The organism is Nevskia soli DSM 19509, assembly GCF_000711955.1.
Lineage (GTDB): Bacteria > Pseudomonadota > Gammaproteobacteria > Nevskiales > Nevskiaceae > Nevskia > Nevskia soli.
This window is the reverse complement of the sequence record NZ_KL543999.1, coordinates 23,967-40,941: the sequence shown is the minus strand read 5'-3', so window position 1 is coordinate 40,941 and position 16,975 is coordinate 23,967. Positions and strand designations below refer to the sequence as shown.

15 protein-coding genes are annotated in these 16,975 nt (G+C 68.7%); 7 read left to right on the top strand and 8 right to left on the bottom strand.

The window, feature by feature from the left end:
* The first annotated feature begins 50 nt into the window (after positions 1-50).
* From BP26_RS0124435 to BP26_RS0124405, 7 genes are all read left to right on the top strand, one after another.
* Positions 51-344, top strand: coding sequence for a 2Fe-2S iron-sulfur cluster-binding protein (locus tag BP26_RS0124435; protein WP_029923169.1), 294 nt, complete (start codon positions 51-53; stop codon positions 342-344).
* 14 nt (positions 345-358) lie between these two features.
* Complete coding sequence (locus BP26_RS0124430) at positions 359-1,921, top strand: FadD3 family acyl-CoA ligase (RefSeq protein ID WP_084183422.1); 1,563 nt, start codon at positions 359-361, stop codon at positions 1,919-1,921.
* A 175-nt stretch (positions 1,922-2,096) separates the two neighbouring features.
* Complete coding sequence (locus BP26_RS0124425; protein ID WP_029923167.1) at positions 2,097-2,969, top strand: SDR family NAD(P)-dependent oxidoreductase; 873 nt, start codon at positions 2,097-2,099, stop codon at positions 2,967-2,969.
* 74 nt (positions 2,970-3,043) lie between these two features.
* Complete coding sequence (locus BP26_RS0124420; protein ID WP_029923166.1) at positions 3,044-3,823, top strand: SDR family NAD(P)-dependent oxidoreductase; 780 nt, start codon at positions 3,044-3,046, stop codon at positions 3,821-3,823.
* Positions 3,824-3,834: 11 nt separating this feature from the next.
* A complete protein-coding gene (locus BP26_RS0124415) occupies positions 3,835-4,686 on the top strand; it encodes a class I SAM-dependent methyltransferase (protein ID WP_157572753.1) in 852 nt (283 codons plus the stop codon).
* 73 nt (positions 4,687-4,759) lie between these two features.
* Complete coding sequence (locus BP26_RS0124410) at positions 4,760-7,513, top strand: DUF2339 domain-containing protein (RefSeq protein ID WP_051749432.1); 2,754 nt, start codon at positions 4,760-4,762, stop codon at positions 7,511-7,513.
* Complete coding sequence (locus BP26_RS0124405; RefSeq protein WP_084183421.1) at positions 7,510-8,868, top strand: DUF3999 domain-containing protein; 1,359 nt, start codon at positions 7,510-7,512, stop codon at positions 8,866-8,868. The genes BP26_RS0124410 and BP26_RS0124405 overlap by 4 nt, the downstream gene beginning before the upstream one ends.
* Before the next feature lie 28 nt (positions 8,869-8,896).
* Here BP26_RS0124405 and BP26_RS29070 read toward each other — a convergent pair whose 3' ends face one another.
* The 8 genes from BP26_RS29070 to BP26_RS0124365 form a co-directional block, all read right to left on the bottom strand.
* Positions 8,897-9,406, bottom strand: coding sequence for an REP-associated tyrosine transposase (locus tag BP26_RS29070; RefSeq protein ID WP_084183420.1), 510 nt, complete (start codon positions 9,404-9,406; stop codon positions 8,897-8,899).
* Between the two features lie 127 nt (positions 9,407-9,533).
* Positions 9,534-10,754: an NADH:flavin oxidoreductase gene (locus tag BP26_RS0124395; RefSeq protein WP_029923161.1), complete on the bottom strand. Its 1,221-nt coding sequence runs from the start codon at positions 10,752-10,754 to the stop codon at positions 9,534-9,536.
* Between the two features lie 29 nt (positions 10,755-10,783).
* A complete protein-coding gene (locus BP26_RS0124390) occupies positions 10,784-11,899 on the bottom strand; it encodes an Rv3169 family protein (protein ID WP_029923160.1) in 1,116 nt (371 codons plus the stop codon).
* A gap of 14 nt (positions 11,900-11,913) precedes the next feature.
* Complete coding sequence (locus BP26_RS0124385) at positions 11,914-12,432, bottom strand: hypothetical protein (RefSeq protein ID WP_029923159.1); 519 nt, start codon at positions 12,430-12,432, stop codon at positions 11,914-11,916.
* Positions 12,429-13,469, bottom strand: coding sequence for a phosphotransferase family protein (locus tag BP26_RS0124380; protein WP_029923158.1), 1,041 nt, complete (start codon positions 13,467-13,469; stop codon positions 12,429-12,431). The genes BP26_RS0124385 and BP26_RS0124380 overlap by 4 nt, the downstream gene beginning before the upstream one ends.
* Positions 13,466-14,242, bottom strand: coding sequence for an enoyl-CoA hydratase/isomerase family protein (locus BP26_RS0124375; protein WP_029923157.1), 777 nt, complete (start codon positions 14,240-14,242; stop codon positions 13,466-13,468). The genes BP26_RS0124380 and BP26_RS0124375 overlap by 4 nt, the downstream gene beginning before the upstream one ends.
* A gap of 64 nt (positions 14,243-14,306) precedes the next feature.
* Positions 14,307-15,062: an SDR family NAD(P)-dependent oxidoreductase gene (locus tag BP26_RS0124370; protein ID WP_029923156.1), complete on the bottom strand. Its 756-nt coding sequence runs from the start codon at positions 15,060-15,062 to the stop codon at positions 14,307-14,309.
* A gap of 118 nt (positions 15,063-15,180) precedes the next feature.
* The gene (locus BP26_RS0124365) at positions 15,181-16,935 is read right to left on the bottom strand and encodes an FAD-dependent oxidoreductase (protein ID WP_211255043.1); all 1,755 of its coding nucleotides are present in this window, start codon (positions 16,933-16,935) and stop codon (positions 15,181-15,183) included.
* Positions 16,936-16,975 lie beyond the last annotated feature (40 nt).

Genomic DNA, 16,975 nt, shown 5'->3' with positions numbered 1-16,975 from the left:
GCGCCATCCATGGCGCCGACTATTCAAATAAGCAGGATAGCTAGCTGATCATGGTTCATCACAACGGCCCAGTCACCATCGAAGCGGAACTCGACGGCGTCTCGCACATCGTCACCGCCTATCCGGGCCAGCTGGTGCTGGAGGCGCTGGAGGATGCCGGCCTGTCGCCGCCCTACTCCTGCCGCGCCGGCGCCTGCGCGTCCTGCATCTGCAAGCTGGAGGAAGGCGAAGTGGAGATGCTGGAAAACCATGTGCTCGACCAGGGTGAACTGGACGAGCGGTGGATTCTCGGTTGCCAGTCCGTGCCGAAGACGCCGCGCATCCGCGTGCGCTACGTGAGGTAGTCCCCGTGACCGCCATGAACGATACCGTACCCAGGGCTTTCGCCGCCGCCGTGCAGCGGCATGCCGGCCGCATTGCCGTGGTCGGCGAAGATGGACAGGTATTGAGCTTCGAGCAGCTCGACCGTCTGCGCCTGGATGCGGCGCGCGCCCTGCTCGCCCTGGGCGTGCAGCCGGGCGAGCGGGTCGGCCTGTGGGGGCAGAACTGCGTCGAATGGATCATCGCGGCGCTGGCCGTGCACAGCGTCGGCGCGGCCGTGGTGCCGGTGAACACGCGCATGCGCGGCAGCGAAGTGGCCTATGTGCTGGAACGCAGCGGCGCACGCCTGCTGTTCAGCGCCGGGCGCTTCCTCGACCAGTACTACCCCGAACTGCTGGCGCCGCACCGGCCCAAGGGCCTGCACACCATCGTGGTGATGCGCGATGCGCAGGCCGGCGATCTCGACTGGCAGGGCTTCCTGGCCCGCGCCGAGGGCGTGCCGGCCGAAGCGGTGGCGGAGCGCGAACGCGCGGTGACGCCGGACAGCCTGATGGATGTGATCTTCACCTCCGGCACCACCGGCCTGCCCAAGGGCGTGATGACCTCGCACGGGCAGAACCTGCGCACGGTGGCGGAGTGGTCGCGTCACATGGGCCTGGTGCCGGAAGACCGTTATCTGGTGGTCAATCCCTTCTTCCACACCTTCGGCTACAAGTTCGGCTGGCTCGCCGGCCTGCTTGCCGGGGCCATGGTGCTGCCGCATGCGGTATTCGACGCTGCCGCGCTGATGGCGCGGGTGGCGCAGGAGCGGATCTCGGTGCTGCCGGGGCCGCCCACACTGTTCATCAGCATCCTCAACGATCCACGGCGCGGTGCGTCGGACCTGTCCAGCCTGCGCGCCACCATCACCGGGGCGGCGGCCGTCGCGCCCGCCCTGATCGAGCGCATCCGCGCGGAGCTGGGCTTCAAGGTGGTGCTGACCGGCTACGGCCTGACCGAGTCCTGCGGCGTGGTTTCGCTGTGCGGCGCCGGCGACGACGCCGAAACGGTGGCCCTGACCAGCGGCAAGCCCCTGCCCGGCACCGAGGTACGCTGCGTCGATGGCGACGGCAAACCGGTTCCGGCGGGAGAGGCCGGCGAGATCGTGGTGCGCGGCTACAACGTCATGCAGGGCTACCTGGACGACGCCAAGGCTACCGCGGAGACCATCGACGCGGATGGCTGGATGCATACCGGCGACATCGGCATCCTCGATGCGCGCGGTTATCTGCGCATCACCGACCGCCTCAAGGACATGTACATCGCTGGCGGCTTCAATTGCTACCCGGCGGAGATCGAGCGCATCGTCGCCGGGCACCCGGCGGTGGCCCAGGTGGCGGTGGTCGGCGTGCCGGACGAGCGCCTGGGCGAGGTCGGCAAGGCCTTCGTGGTGCTGCGGCCGCACACTGCGCTGGAGCCGAAGGCGCTGATCGCCTGGTGCCGCGAGCACATGGCCAATTACAAGGTGCCGCGCTTCGTCGAGGTGGTCGGCAGCCTGCCGACCAATGCCTCGGGCAAGGTGCTCAAGTTCGAATTGCGCAAGGCGGCGGCGTCGGCATGACCTCCCTATCATTGCCCATGTCCGTTCGTCCCGAGTGTCCGCGCAGCGGACGTATCGAGGGACCAGCCGCACCGTTCGCGCTGGCCCCTCGATACACGTTGCTCCGCAACGCACTCGGGGCGAACGGGCTTTGCATTAAATCCAACCAATAAACCAAACCCGGAGGAGCACATCCATGAGTCAGGACAAACCGCTGAAGGGCGTGGTCGCCGTCGTCACCGGCGCCTCGCGCGGCGCCGGCAAGGGCATCGCCCTCGCCCTGGGCGCCGAGGGCGCCACCGTCTACGTCACCGGCCGCTCGCAGAAGGAAGGCGATGCGCCGCTGCCCGGCACCGTCCAAGCCACCGCCGATGGCGTGACCAAGGCCGGCGGCAAGGGCATCGCCGTGATCGTGGACCATGCCGACGATGCGCAGGTCAAGCGCCTGTTCGAACAGGTGAAGAAGGAACAGGGCCGGCTCGACATCCTGGTCAACAACGCCACGGTGATCCACGACACCCTGATCGAGAAAGGCGGCTTCTGGGAGAAGCCGCTGGAGCAGGTGGACATCCTCGACGTGGGCCTGCGCTCCGGCTACGTGGCGAGCTGGTACGCGGCGCCGCTGATGGTGGCGCAGAAGCGCGGCCTGATCGCCTTCACCTCCTCCTTCGGCGCGAGCTGCTACATGCATGGGCCGGCCTATGGCGCGCAGAAGGTCGGCGTCGACAAGTTCGCCAAGGACATGGCGGTGGACCTGCGCAAGCACGAGGTCGCCGCCGTCTCGATCTGGATGGGCATGCTCAAGACCGACCGCACGCGCCGCGTGATGGATGCGGACGCGGCCAAGTACGCCGGCTTCTGGGACATGGCGGAGAACCCGGAGTTCACCGGGCACCTCATCAGCCGCATCTACCGCGATCCCAAGCGCATGGAGAAATCCGGCCAGGTCATCATCGGCGCGGAGCTGGCGCTGGAATACGGCATGAAGGACATCGACGGCGCGCAGCCACCCTCGCACCGCCCGATGCTGGGCGGGCCGACGCAGGCGCATCCGGCCGTCGTGGAATAGGACTGCGCGGTACGCTGGGCCCTTGAAGCAGGTTCAAAAACAACGAAACGATAACGAGCGGTTGGAGGAGAACGATGGCTAGACTGGACGGCAAGGTGGCAATCATCACCGGCGGCGCCCGCGGCATGGGCGGGGCGACTTCACGGCTGTTCGCGGCGGAGGGCGCCAAGGTGGTCATCGCCGACGTGCTCGACAAGGAAGGCGCGGAACTGGCGCAGGAGCTGAAGGGCTCGGCCATCTTCCAGCACCACGACGTCACCGACGAGGCCAGCTGGGCCAATGTGGTGGCCAAGGCCATCGCCACCTTCGGCAAGGTCGACATCCTGGTCAACAACGCCGGCATCCTGCTGTTCAAGACCCTGCTCGATACCAGCAAGGCCGACTACGAGCGCGTGCTCGGCGTCAACCTGATGGGCGCCTTCCTCGGCATCAAGGCGGTGGCGCCGCACATGATCGAGCGCGGCAACGGCTCCATCGTCAACGTCTCTTCGGTCGACGGCATGAAGGGCGCCAATAGCCTGGGCGCCTACAGTTCCAGCAAGTGGGGCCTGCGCGGCCTGACCCGCGTCGCCGCGATGGAATTCGGCCACAAGGGCGTGCGCGTCAACTCGATCCACCCGGGCGGCATCGACACCGCCATGGGCAATCCCTACAGCGAGAACCGCACCGAGGTGAACAAGCGCTACACCATGGTGCCGCTGCAGCGCGTGGGCGACCCGATCGAGGCCGCGCGCACCAGCCTGTTCCTGGCCAGCGACGATTCCTCCTACCTCTGCGGCGCGGAGATCGCGGTGGACGGCGGCATGCTCACCGGCCAGTACTATGTCGGCTTCCCGGGCGCACCCGGCGTTTAGGGAGCCTCTGTTTGGACAAACCGGTGGAAGGCGGTACCGGCAGGATCAGCCCGACGGCCTACGCCACCGGTTATTTCTGGTACAAGCAGGGCATGTCCCACCCGGCCCTGGCCACGGCCCAGGGCCGGCGCCTGCACTATGCCTTCCGGCCATTCATCGCCGGAACGCGGATCTTCGGCGGCCTGTCGATGGATGCGCTGCTGCTGGCGCGGCATCGCGGCATCGACGGCGTGTTGTCGCGCGCCATCGAGGAGGGCCGTGTCGGCCAGGTGGTCGAGGTCGCCGCCGGACTGTCGCCGCGCGGCTGGGACTTCATGCGGCGCTACGAGCGGCGCCTGACCTATCTGGAAACGGATTTGCCCGCGATGGCCGCGACCAAGCGGCAGCTGCTCGAAGGCGCCGGGCTGCTGTCGGCACGTCACCGCGTGGTGGAACTGGACGTGCTGGCCGCCGACGGTCCCCGCGCGCTGGAAGCGGTGATGGAGACGCTGGACCCCAAGGTCGGCACCGCCATCATCACCGAGGGCCTGATGAACTACTTCGCACCCGAGGTGGCGCGGGACGTGTGGCGCCGCTTCGCCCGGGCGCTGGCGCGCTTCCCGCAGGGCATCTACCTGTCCGACCTGTACCTGGACAACCGCAACAACGGCGCCGTGGTCGGCGCCTTCGGCAAGCTGATGCAGGCCTTCGTGCGCGGCCGCATGCACACGCACTTCAACTGCGAGGCACAGGCCAACCAGCGCCTGCGCGACTGCGGCTTCCGTGAGGCTATCGTGCATCAGGCCCGCGGCATCCCGGCGGTGCGGGACATCGCGCACATCTCCGGCGCTGACCGGGTCAGCGTGCTCGAAGCACGCGCCTGATCCCGCGGCCCGCGCCGCCGGCGGCCGCGCCGGGCTAGACTGGGCGAGCCGGGACACGGGGGAGCGGAAATCGATGTCGAAGACAGCGGCGCCTAGCGTCTGGCTGAGCGTGGTCCTGTTCATCGGGGTGGCGGTCATCGCCTCGCTGGCGGCCGAAGGTTCCGGCGCCAGCGTCATCGGCGTCCTGCTGGGTTTTGCCGTCGCCCTGCTGTATCGGCTGCGCCATCGCGTCGGCGCTCTCGAACAGCGCCTGCAAAGCCTGGAACAGCAGGCGGTTGTTCCGGCTACTCCCGCGGCAGTGCCGCAGGCCCCTGCGCCCCGGCCATCGGAAGCACAAGGCCCGCAGCCCGCCACGGCCGCGATCAGCCAGCCCGTGCCCACCGCACAGCCCGAGGCGCCCCGGCCGCCGCCGGTCCCGCGCCCCGCCCCCGCGCCCATGCCGCCGGCCGAACCCGGTCCGCTCGACCGCGCCCTCGCCGCGGCGCTGGCCTGGCTCAAGCGCGGCAATCCGCTGGCGCGCGCCGGCATCGTGACCCTGTTCTTCGGCGGCAGCTTCCTGGCGAAATACGCCGCCGAGCACAGCATGTTCCCGATCGAACTGCGCATGGCCGCGCTCGGTGTCGGCGCCCTGGCCCTGCTGCTGATCGGCTGGCGCCTGCGCGGCGCGCGTCCGTTGTACGCGCAGACCCTGCAGGGCGGCGGCATCGCCGGCTTCTATCTCACCGTGTTCGCCGCCACCCGCCTCTATCGACTGCTGCCGACCCAGGCCGCGCTGGGCCTGATGGTGGTGGTGGCGTTGTGCGCCGCGGTGCTGGCGGTGGCGCAGGACGCGCTGGCCCTGGCGGTGATCGGCACCAGCGGCGGCTTCCTGGCGCCGATCCTGCTCTCCACCGGCGGCGGCAGCCTCGCCGCCCTGTTCACCTATTACGCGATCCTCAACCTGGGCGTGTTCGCGGTCGCCTGGTTCCGCGCCTGGCGGGTCCTCAATCTGGTCGGCTTCGTCTTCACCTTCGGCGTGGCCGGACTGTTCCGCGCCACCGCCTACACGGCGCAGCAGCAGTCCACCATGGACTTCTTCCTGTGGCTGTTCTTCCTCATGTACGTCGCGGTCTCGGTGCTGTTCTCGTTGCGACAGAAGCCCGATCTGAAGGGTTACGTCTCCGGCTCGCTGGTGTTCGGCCTGCCGCTGGCGGTATTCACCCTGCACGGCAGCGTGGTCGGTCACCAGGGCCTGGTGCTGGCCTGGAGCGCGTTGGGACTGGGCGTGTTCTACCTCGCGCTGGCGGCGGCACTGCTGCGCAGCCGGGTCGACAACCTGCGCCTGCTGGTCGAAGCCTTCGCCGCGCTCGGCGTGATCTTCGCCACGCTGGCGATACCGCTGGGTTTCGAACGCGATACGGCCGCGACCGCCTGGGCCATCGAAGGCGCCGGCTTGGTGTGGCTGGGCGTGCGCCAGGAGCGCAAGCTGGCGCGCGCCTTCGGCGTGCTGCTGCAGTTCATCGCCGGGTTCGCCTGCCTGGCGGATCGCGCCGGACACATCCCCGGGCATCCCGTGCTCAACAGCCAGTACCTTGGCAGCGTGGCGCTGGCGGCCGCCGGCCTGGCCAGCGGCTGGTGGCTGTTCCGCAACCGTCCGCGGCAAGCCGCCTACGAAGCGCGCCTGGACTCCGGCTTTGCGCTGTGGGGCATCGCCTGGTGGCTGGGCGGCGGCCTGGCGGAGATCGGCCGCTCGGCCCATCCCTATGTGATGGGCAGCGGGCTGGCCTTCGTCGCCTTCAGCGCGGCGGCGCTGTGCGGACTCAGTGCGCGCCTGTCGTGGCCGCTGCTGTTGCGCGTCGCCGTCGCCCTGCTGCCGCTTGCGGTCTGGTGCGGCCTTGCGGCTTCGCTGCACGCCGTTCATCCCCTGGCCGAAGCTGCCTGGCTGGGCTGGCCGCTGCTGCTGGCCGCGGCATGGTGGATCCTGTTCCGGCTCGAGCGGAGCGACGATACGGTCCTGCGCAGTACGCTACCGGGCCTGCATGCCGCCACCGTGTGGCTGCTGGCGCTGCTCGTCGCCTGGGAATTGTCCTGGCGCATCGGCCAGGCAATCGGCGGCGTCTGGCAGGCCCTGCCCTGGGGCGTGGTGCCGGCGCTGCTGCTCGGCTGGCTCAGCCGGGCCTGCCTGATTCCGGCATGGCCGCTGGCGCGGCATGAACAGACCTATCGCGAGCTGGCGGCGCTGCCCCTGAGCCTGTTCGCCGCGTTGTGGACGGTGGCGATGAACCTGCTCAGCGACGGCGACCCGCGCGAGCTGCCCTACCTGCCCCTGCTGAATCCGCTGGACCTGGGCGTCGCCCTGGTATTCACGGCGCAGGCCCTGCACTGGAAGTCGCTGGGCCCGGAGCGGCGCGCGCGCTTCACCCCGGCCGATCCGCGCATCCTCCCCGGTATCGCCGCCGCCCTGGTCTTCCTATGGCTCAACGCCGCACTGATCCGCGCCCTGCACTACCTGGCGGGAACACCGCTGGATCTCGACGGCATCGCCCGTTCCATCACCGTACAGGCCTCGCTCTCGGTGTTCTGGGGCCTGCTCGCCTTTGCCGCGATGACGCTCGCCGCGCGACGCGCACAGCGCAGCACCTGGCTGGCCGGCGCCGGACTGATGGCAGTGCTGCTGGTGAAACTGTTCCTGGTGGACACCGCCGGCCGCGGCACCCTTGCGCGCATCGTCTCCTTCCTGATCGTCGGCGCGCTGCTGCTGGTGACCGGCTACCTGTCGCCGCTGCCGCCGCGCAAGGATGCCCCGGAACCGGCGGACCCAGCTTCGGACACCGATACCTACCCATGAAATCCCTTCCCGTATTGATGCTCTCGCTCCTGGCCCTGTCCGCCGCGGCAGGAAGCGCCGGGCCACAGGACTTCCGTTCCGGCATCGAGCTGCTGCCGCAGGCCGGACATCCGATCGCCGAGCTGGACCTGCCCGACGCCATCTACCAGGGCGTGACCCGGGCCGACCTGGGCGACCTGCGCGTATTCAACGCCGAGAGCACGCCGGTCCCCGCCGCGCTGTGCACGCCGCCGCCGGCACCGGCCGGTGCGGTCCAGGAACTGCCGCTCAAGGTCTATCCGCTGCAGGCGGCGAAAGCCGCGGCGGGTGCCGGCACGCGGCTGGAGGTCGATAGCGGCGGCGCGGTGACGGTGGACGTCAAACCCACCGGGGAAGCCGCGGCGGCACAGACCCAAGTCTCCGCTTACGTCATCGACGCGCGCAGCGCCGAGAGACCGCTGGATGCGTTGCGCTTCCGCTGGCATACCGCCGACGGCGCCTCGGAATTGCAGGTACGCGTGGAGGGCAGCGAAGACCTCGACCGCTGGACCACGCTGGTACCGCAGGCGACGCTGGTGCAGGCCGGCAGCGCGGGCCAGACCTTGCAGCGCGAGCGCATTCCGCTGCCGAGCGGGCGCCATGCCTACCTGCGCGTCACCCGCAATGACGCCGGCCCGGCACCCGCGCTCGACGCCGTGATCGCCGAGCTGCAGGGGGGCAAGGCGCTGGAGCAGGCGCGCTGGTTCGCGCCGGCGGTGCTGCCGCGGGACCCCGAACACGGCTACGTCTTCGACGCCGCCCGCCTGGCGCCGGTGCATACCGCGCAGATCGCCTTGCCCGCCGGCAACATGACCCTGCAACTGGCCTTGCAAAGCCGCGCGCGCGCCGACGGAACCTGGCGCACCGTGTGGAGCGGCGCGGTGTATTCGGTCGGCGCAGGCGCGGCCGAGCATCACAACGACGACCTGCGTTTCGCGGCGGACAGCGACCGCTACTGGCGCGTCCAGGTGCAGCAGGGTGCGGACTCGCTGGGCGCCGGCGTGCCGGCCTTGCGCCTCGGCTACATCCCGGCGCGCCTGCGCTTCCTGGTTCAAGGCAGCGGCAACTTCCTGCTGGCCTACGGCAGCGCCCGTGCGGAGATTCCTCCCGCGCCGGGCTGCGAAGCGCTGCTGCAAGGATTGCCGCCGGCGGAACTGCAAGCGATGATCGGCACGGCCCAGGCCGGCGCGGTCCGCGAGCTCGGCGGCGTGGCCGTGCTGTCGCCGCTGCCCAGGCCGACGCCCTTGCGCCAGATCCTGCTGTGGGCGGTGCTGGTGCTCGCCGCCGCGTCGGTGATCTGGATGGCGCTGAGCCTGATGCGCGCGTCGCGGCGCTAGGCTGCCGCGGGGGGGGGGCCGGTCTTGCCTACTCTCCGACCCCTTCGCCTGGAACGTCAGCCATGTCACCACCCCAATCGGACCGTAACAGACCTTGGCGTACATATCGATGAAACGATGAATGCGGCCATTCACTCACCCCGGAGACATAACCATGTTTGACCGGATTGAAATGAATGTAATCCACGTGCCGGCGAAAATCCTCGTCGTCGCGGATGGTGTGTTCCCAGAAACGTGGTTGCCAGATTCCACGGCGTACGACACCCGCCGCAATCAAAGATTGGGTGAAGTATCGCTTGATCAAACGCACACGCTCCGAATAATCGGTGTCCCTTTCCGGAAGCGTACAAAGCAGATGCAGATGGTCCGGCATGACCACAACAGCATCGACGGAGAAAGCACGCGTAGCTCGCACCTGTCGAAACGACTGTCGCAGGATTTCTACGTGATCTACCAAGTAACGCGCTCCACGATCCCGCAGCGCCAACGTCAGAGAGTAAGTACCACCGGGCACCCGATTTCGCCGATATTGGACCATAGAGACATAACGTAGCCCGGGAAGCGCGCCAGCGCTACCCGGGGCTTTCGGCACCGCGACTGTCTGGAGCTTTGGCGCCAAGGCCTCCCGGGTAGCGCTGGCGCGCTTCCCGGGCTACGGGTTTCGGTCAGGAAGCGGCTGGCGTCCGGTTCAGTTCGGCGTCGTTGGGGGCATTGAGCACGCAACTGGTGCCGCCCGGCGTGTACATCATCACCACGCATTCGTTGCAGGCGGTGCAGCCGGACTGCGTGGCCTCGCCGCTGCGGAATTTATTGACCAGCTGCGCGTCGTGGATGAGGGCGCGCGCCATCACCACGCAGTCGAAACCCTCGGCCATGGCCTGCTCCACGCCGGCGACCGACTTGACGCCGCCCAGGTAGGCCAGCGGCATGCGCACGGCGGCGCGCACCTTGCGCGAGTGCTCCATGAAATACAGTTCATGGAAGCTGATCTTCGGCTCCCACAGCCGCATGATGCGGGTGGCGGTGCGGATCACCGGGTTCTGCAAGCCTTCGGTGGCGGCCCGCGGCATCGGGCTGCCGAAGATGGCCCAGGGCGCCTCGACGTTCATGCCGCCGCTCAGCACCAGCAGGTGCGCCCCTTCCCGTTCCAGCACCTGCGCGACGATGGCCGCGTCCTCGGCGGTGGCGCCGCCCTTGAAGCCCTCTGTGACGCAGACCTTGCAGGTCACGGCCAGGTCCTTGCCCACCGCGTCGAGCACGCGGCGCAGCACCATGGCCGGGAAGCGGGCACGGTTCTCGGTGCTGCCGCCGTACTGGTCGCGGCGCTTGTTGTAGGCCGGCGACAGAAACTGGCTGAGCAGGTAGCCGTGGCCCATATGCAGCTCCACCGCATCGAAGCCGGCCTCGCGCGCCAGCCTGGCGGCGGCGACGAACTCATTGGCGGTACGTTCCAGGTCGTCCGGCTTCATGCCGGTGCGGAACAGCCGGCCGCTGATGACGCCGGCGGCGTTGAAGCCGCCTGATGCGCTGCGCGGGTAGCGGGTGCTCAGTTCCGGCAGGAAGGTGAAGGCGCCGCCGTGGGTGATCTGGGCGCAGGCCGCCGCGCCCTCGCCGTGCACCGCATCGGTCAGGACGCGCAGGTGCCTGACCGAGCCCGGCTCGAGCTGCACCTGGTCGACGAAGGTGCGCCCGTCCGCGCTGACCGCGCAATAGGCCACGGTGGTCATGGCGGCGCCGCCCGCGGCGATGGCTCGATGGTGCTCCACCAGCATCTTCGACGGCGTGCCGCCCTTGGCCATGCCCTCGTTGGCGCCGGACTTGATGAAGCGATTGCGCAGTTGCAGCGGGCCGATGCGGATGGGATCGAAGGCGGATGGTGTGCTCATGTCTGTGCTCGGGATGACAGGGACCAGGTTCAATATGCCGGAAACTGCTGCACTTCCTCGTACTTCGGATAGCCCTTGGCCACTGCGTACTCGATGACGCCGTAGCCGACCTCGTCGCCTTCGCGCACCTCGACCACATGGTCGCTGAGGGTGCACGCGATGCGGCGGGTTTCGGCATCGCGCAGGTTCCAGCGGTCGTGCTCGACGTACAGCGCACCGCGATCGTCGCCGTGGAACCAGCCGCGCAGGCCGCCGTAGAGGCCGCCCTTGAGGAAGTAGCGCGCCGGCAGGGTACGCAGCTCCAGGTGCCGCCTGCTGCCGTTGGCCATGGTCAGGTCGAACACCCCGTGTTCGAGCGTCTGCCCGAGTCCGTCCTTGGCCCAACTCAATTCATGCTTGACGTCATCGACATGCAGGCCGCGGCTGGCGCGCTGGCCCAGCGGCAGGGTTTCCTCGCCGGTCAGGTAGGCGATGTCGCCCGGCGCCCGTTCGGTGAAGGACCAGAGCAGTCCACGCATGGGGAACTGCACCGCCACCCAGGTCCAGAACGAGGGCTGGAAGTGGGTCAGCGGCGGGCTGGTCTCGTCGGTGCGCAGCTCGCCGCGGATGCCCCAGGAGTGGTCGCGCTGGCCGCACCATTGTTCAGGCCGCAATTCGTAACGCTGGCCATCGACCTTGAGCCAGCCGGAATAGCGCCCGAGCTGCTGCGCACGCGCCAGGTTCTCGGTGATGCGGCCGTTGCGGCGGCGGAAGCGCTGGGCTTCCTCGTGCGGGTTGAAGGCGCCGAGGAATTCGATGTCGAAGCTGACGCCGGAGTCGTTCTCGGCCAGGCTCAGGCGGTGACGGCGGAAGCCTTCGATCACCGTGAATTCCAGTGGGCCGACCTTCGTTGCCAGCGGATCGGGGCGCAGGTGCCGCGAAGCGCGGAAGTTGTACTGCTTGCCGCCGACGGTGACGCCGGCGAAGGCGTCCATGACGTTGCGGTTGGCGTGATAACCCAGGCCGAGATCGAAGATGACCTCGCCGGACGGCGTCAGGTGTCCGGTGTACCAGAGCCGCTCCATCCAGGCCGGGTCGCTGGTGCCGACGTGGTCGAAGGTGGTCGGCAGCTGGTGGCCGATCCAGTCGTCCTGTGGGGTCAGCATGCTTACGCCTCCTGCTACTGGTTTTTATCCGGCTGCTTCTTCGTGCCGGTATTGCCGGCGATCTCGCCGAACAGGGGTTTGGCCAGCAGGCTGACCTCGCGCCGCACCTGTTCCTGCATGTACTTGGCGGTCACCGCGATGATGGCGGCAAGCGCCGCGTCGGGCACGCCCGCGGGCGGCTGGTTCTGCCAGTCGATGACCTTGCACAGGTGTTCGTCGAGTTGGTCGCGCAGGCGCCGCAGGGTTTCGCCGGCAGCGGGTTCGGGCAGGGCCGCGAGTGCCGGCGGCAAATTCGGCGGGCCGTCTTGCAGGCCCTGCGCCAACTCATCGACGCGCCGCGCCGCGGCCAGTTGTGCCGCGATCTGTTCGGCCAGGGGGCCGACCGCCCAGTCGATGCGCGGGCGCAGGTTGGTCAGCAGGTCGACGATGGCATAGGCCTGGCCGCGGGCGAACTCGTCCTCCAGGCGCGGGATGATCTCGCTGCCGAGACTGGCCACGATGCCGGCGAAGAGCCGGTCGAGCGAATTGTTCATGGCGCCTCCGCGATCAGCTTTTCCAGCTGGAGCAGCAGGCGCGGCCCCTGCATGCTCATCGAGGGCAGGCGCAGGTCGTTGTGCCGCCCTTCCTCGAAGCAGCGCTCCGCGCCGACGTCGATGACGTAGAACTTGAACAGGCCCAGCACCTCGTAGAAGTGCACGGCGCTAGGGGAAATCTCGATGCCGGTGAGCGATTGGTAGCGCGCGTACAGGTCCTCGCGGCGGATCAGGGTGCAGATCAGCGGCGTGCCGGGACGGAAGGTGCGCTGGCACATCCAGCCCAGGTCTTCGTGCGGGTCGCCGAGGTGGACCAGTTCCCAGTCGAGGATGGCGGTGATGTGGTCCCCTTCGGCGAGGAAGTTGCCGATGCGGTAGTCGCCGTGCACCACGCTGATCCTCGGGGCCACCGGGCAGTTGCGGCGCAGCCAGCCCAGCACCGACTCGGCCATCGGCATGCGCCGCAGCTCCCAGCCGCGCATGGCATGCTCCCAGTAGTCCACCTGGGTACGCGCCGCGTTTTCCACCGTGACACCTTTGCCGAGGCTTTCGATCGGCGTGCCGCGCCATTCGAAGCGGTGCAGCGCCGCCAGGGAGTCAGCGAGTTGTTCGCCCAGGGCGGTGCGGGTCTTGTCGCTGAAATGTTCGCCCCACATCACCGGCGCGCGGCCGGAAACCTTCTCGCAGATGAACCAGGGCGCGCCGAAGACTTCCGGCGTGTCGCCGTACCAGTGCACTTCCGGCACCGGCACGCCGCTGCCGCGCACCGCCTGCAAGGTGATGAACTGCGGCCCCGCCAGGTAGGGCGCGAACAGGCCGTTGGGCGGCCCCAGGCGCAGGATCAGCTCGCGCCGCTGCGGGCCGGCGGCGGAATCCCAGCTCGCCTCGAAGCCATAGGTGAGCCAGGAGTAGCCCACCGGAAAGCGCTTCAAGCCGCCGATGCCGACTTCGGCGCCGATGTGCTGCCGCAGCACCCGCTGCAAGCCCGCGCGCACATGCGCTTCGTCGAGCAGCTCGGCGGTGCTGGCCGCGCTCATGCGCGCTTTTGCAGGAACGCCGTGACGCGGTTGCGGAAATCCTCGGTCCTGGCGCAGCGCAGAAAAGCCTCTTTCTCGCGTTGCAGCTGTGCTTCCAGCTCGCCGTCCTCGGCGCCGCCGATCAGGCGCTTGAACTCGCGTACCGACTGCGGTGCGAGCTGGGCGAGCTTCGCGGCGTAGGCGGCGGCTTCGGCATCGAGGCTGGCATCCTCCACCACCTTCGCCACCAACCCCAGCGCCTGCGCTTCCGCCGCGTTGATGGCGCCGCTGCCGAGGACGATTTCGAACGCCTTCATCGCGCCCAGCCGCTTGGTCAGGAAATGGCTGAGGCCGCCGTCGGAAGACGTGCCGAGCGCCGGATAGGCCACCACGAAGCGGGCGTTGGACGCCGCCACCAGTTGATCGCAGGCCAGGGCCAGCGAGAAGCCGCCGCCGGCCGCGGCGCCGTAGACGCTGCCGATCACCGGAATCGGCAGGCGGCGCAGCGCCAGGATGGCGCCGTGGAAGGCATCGATGACCGCGCCGAGCAGGCGATCGGAATCGACCAGGGTGTCCTTGATCGCCTTGAGATCGCCGCCGGCATTGAACGACTTGCCGGCGCTGCGCAGCACCAGCACGCGGGCCTGCGGCATGGCGGCCACTTCGGCCAGGGCCCCTTGCATCGCCTTGCCGGATTCCAGCGTGACCACGCTGGGCTTGCCCGGGACGCCCATGCTCAGGGTCACCACGCCGTCCGGCGTATGGCTCAGGGACACCAGTTGCTCCGTGCTCATTGCTCCTCCGTCACCAATTTCCTTGTCGTCATACCGGCGAAAGCCGGTATGACGCTTGAATGTCTTAACCCAGGTACGCCTGGCCGCCATCCACGGCGATGCTCTGCCCGTTGATGTAGCGGCAATCGTCCGAGCACAGTGAGACGACGAAGCGGCCGATGTCGGCCTCGCACTCGCCCACCCGCTGCATCGGCACGGTGGCGATGAAGGCCGCCGCTTCCTGCGGATGCTCGCGCGTCCACCACTCCATGCCGGGCGAGTTGGCCAGCGGCAGGATGGCGTTGGTGCGGATGCCGTCCTTGGCCCACTCGCAGGCGGCGGCGCGGGTCAGCGAACGGATCGCTTCCTTCACCGCGGCATAGACGCCGTAGTTGCTGGCGTCCCAACGCATCGCGGCGGGACTGGCGAGATTGATGATGCAGCCGTCGCCCTCGAGGTGCGGATGGCTCAGCTTCATCAGGCGGAAGGTGGCCAGCGGACCGGACTCCCAGCCATTGGTGAAGCCTTCGTCGCTGACGCCCAGCAGCGGGCCCAGCGGCACTTCCTGCGCGTTGTTGACCAGGATGTTGAGGCCGCCGAGCTGCTTCACCGTCTGCTCGACGCTGCGTTGGAGGGAGGCGGCATCCTTGACGTCGCACTCCAGCGCCAGCGCCTTGCCGCCGCGCTTGACGATCTCGGCGGCGGTCTTCTCCACCTTGGACAGGGTGCGGCCGGTGACGGCCACCGCCACGCCCTCCTGCGCCAGCGCGAAGGCGATGCCCTGCCCCACGCCCTGGCCGGCGCCGGTCACCAGTGCCACTTTGCCTTTGAGTTTGCTCATGAATGGTCCTTGTCTGAAAGCAGGAGCCGAACTGGAAATACCTTCATCCTGAGCACGGCGAAAAATCCGGCTTCAGCGCAGAGCCAGATCCTTCGCCGCGCTCAGGATGACAACACCGTCAGGCCGCTGCGGCCACTCCAGCCTGCGCCTTTGGCTGCGCCGCCGTCTTGGCGATTTCGCACGCGGCGGCATAGGCGAAGGTCATCGCGGGCCCCAGGGTGGAGCCCGGCCCGGCATAGGTACGGCCCATCACGGCCGCCGAACAGTTGCCGACGGCATACAGCCCTTCGATGACGCCGCCGTCCTCGCGCAGTACGCGGGCCGCGGCATCGGTGAGCAGGCCGCCCTTGGTGCCCAGCTCGCCGGCATCCAGGCGCGCGGCGTAGAACGGCGGCTTGACGATGGGCCCCAGGCAGGGATTCGGCTTCACGCTGGGGTCGCTGTAGTAGCGCTCGAACACATTGCCGCCGCGCTTGAACTGCGGATCGCTCCCCTGCGCGGCGAACTCGCCCATCTGCCGCGCAGTGTCCTTCAGGCCGGCGGCGTCGACGCCGATCTTGGCGGCGAGCGCATCCAGGGTGTCGGCGCGGTAGTAGACCTTGTCCAGCCAGTGCCTGGGCAGGGACGAGTCCGGCTGGATCTGTCCGGGCAGCAGCGGTCCCATCGGGTACTTCTTGCGGAAGGTGGCGTCGAACACCAGCCAGCAAGGCACACCGCCGCCGCTGCGCGCCTGTTCGTCGTACATGGCGTAGACAAACTCGGTGTAGGGCGCGGCCTCGTTGACGAAGCGCTTGCCCAGCTTGTTGACCACCACGCTGCCCGGCAGGGCGCGCTCGACGAAGATGCCGCAGGCCGGCCCCTTGCCGGTGACGACGGTGGGCGAGCCCCAGGTCAGGTTCATGAAATCGGTGGCGGCGCCCAGCGCCTGGCCGGCGCGGATGCCCTCGCCGTGGTTGATCGGCGGCGCCGCGGTCCATTCCACGCTGGTCGGTTTGGGCAGATATTGCTCGCGCATCTGCTGGTTGGCCTCGAAGCCGCCGCTGGCCATGATCACGCCGCACCGCGCGCTGAGGCGCAGGCGCTGGCCGTTCCTCGTCGCTTCGATGCCGCTGACGCGGCCGTTCTCCACCACCAGGGATTCAAAGCCCGTCTCCAGCCACAGCGGCACCTTCTGCTCCAGCATGGCCTGGCGCAGCGAAGCCACCAGGCCCTGCCCCAGCACCAGGCGGCGGTCGCGTTGCGTGCGGCGGCGCCAGCGCAGGTCGAACCAGTAGCGGCCCATCATGCGCAGCATCAGCCAGATCCAGCCGGGCGCGCGGGTGAAGAGGATGTGCGCCTCGACCTGGTCCATCGAGATGCGGCCCATCAGCTGCGTGCCCTTGTAGGGCCCGCGCATGCGCTCGAACTCCGCGCCGAGCCGGGACGCGTCGAAATCCACCGGTTCCATGGTGCGGTAGCCCGGCTTGCCGCCGGGCGCATCCGGGAAATAATCGGGGTACTTCTTCACCGCGCGGAAGGCGATGCCGAAGCGTTCCTTGAGGAAGCGAACCATCGCCGGCGCCTGGCGCAGGTAGGCCTCGATGCGGCTCTGCGGCACCGCCTCGCCGATCAGGCCCTTGAGGTAGGTCAGCGCCTCCTCGAAGGAGTCGGTGCCGCCGACCTTGGGAATGTCCTCGTTGCAGGGAATCCAGATACCGCCGCCAGACACCGCACTGGTGCCGCCGTAGACGTCCTGCTTCTCGATCACCAGCGCCGACAAACCCTGCGCCTGGCAGCACAGCGCGGCGGTCATGCCGCCGGCGCCGGAACCGACGACGATCACGTCGTACTCGCGTGGCGCCGCTGCGGCGAGCGCCGTTTCATTCATGCCCATCGCACACACCATCCGGAGTCTCGGTCATTCAACTCCCCTC

What these genes read in the sequence shown, in the direction of transcription:
- BP26_RS0124435 (WP_029923169.1), top strand. Translation starts at nt 51, where the DNA reads ATGGTTCATCACAACGGCCCAGTCACCATCGAAGCGGAACTCGACGGC.
- BP26_RS0124430 (WP_084183422.1), top strand. Translation starts at nt 359, where the DNA reads ATGAACGATACCGTACCCAGGGCTTTCGCCGCCGCCGTGCAGCGGCAT.
- BP26_RS0124425 (WP_029923167.1), top strand. Translation starts at nt 2,097, where the DNA reads ATGAGTCAGGACAAACCGCTGAAGGGCGTGGTCGCCGTCGTCACCGGC.
- BP26_RS0124420 (WP_029923166.1), top strand. Translation starts at nt 3,044, where the DNA reads ATGGCTAGACTGGACGGCAAGGTGGCAATCATCACCGGCGGCGCCCGC.
- BP26_RS0124410 (WP_051749432.1), top strand. Translation starts at nt 4,760, where the DNA reads ATGTCGAAGACAGCGGCGCCTAGCGTCTGGCTGAGCGTGGTCCTGTTC.
- BP26_RS0124405 (WP_084183421.1), top strand. Translation starts at nt 7,510, where the DNA reads ATGAAATCCCTTCCCGTATTGATGCTCTCGCTCCTGGCCCTGTCCGCC.
- BP26_RS29070 (WP_084183420.1), bottom strand. Translation starts at nt 9,406, where the DNA reads ATGGTCCAATATCGGCGAAATCGGGTGCCCGGTGGTACTTACTCTCTG.
- BP26_RS0124395 (WP_029923161.1), bottom strand. Translation starts at nt 10,754, where the DNA reads ATGAGCACACCATCCGCCTTCGATCCCATCCGCATCGGCCCGCTGCAA.
- BP26_RS0124390 (WP_029923160.1), bottom strand. Translation starts at nt 11,899, where the DNA reads ATGCTGACCCCACAGGACGACTGGATCGGCCACCAGCTGCCGACCACC.
- BP26_RS0124385 (WP_029923159.1), bottom strand. Translation starts at nt 12,432, where the DNA reads ATGAACAATTCGCTCGACCGGCTCTTCGCCGGCATCGTGGCCAGTCTC.
- BP26_RS0124380 (WP_029923158.1), bottom strand. Translation starts at nt 13,469, where the DNA reads ATGAGCGCGGCCAGCACCGCCGAGCTGCTCGACGAAGCGCATGTGCGC.
- BP26_RS0124375 (WP_029923157.1), bottom strand. Translation starts at nt 14,242, where the DNA reads ATGAGCACGGAGCAACTGGTGTCCCTGAGCCATACGCCGGACGGCGTG.
- BP26_RS0124370 (WP_029923156.1), bottom strand. Translation starts at nt 15,062, where the DNA reads ATGAGCAAACTCAAAGGCAAAGTGGCACTGGTGACCGGCGCCGGCCAG.
- BP26_RS0124365 (WP_211255043.1), bottom strand. Translation starts at nt 16,935, where the DNA reads ATGGGCATGAATGAAACGGCGCTCGCCGCAGCGGCGCCACGCGAGTAC.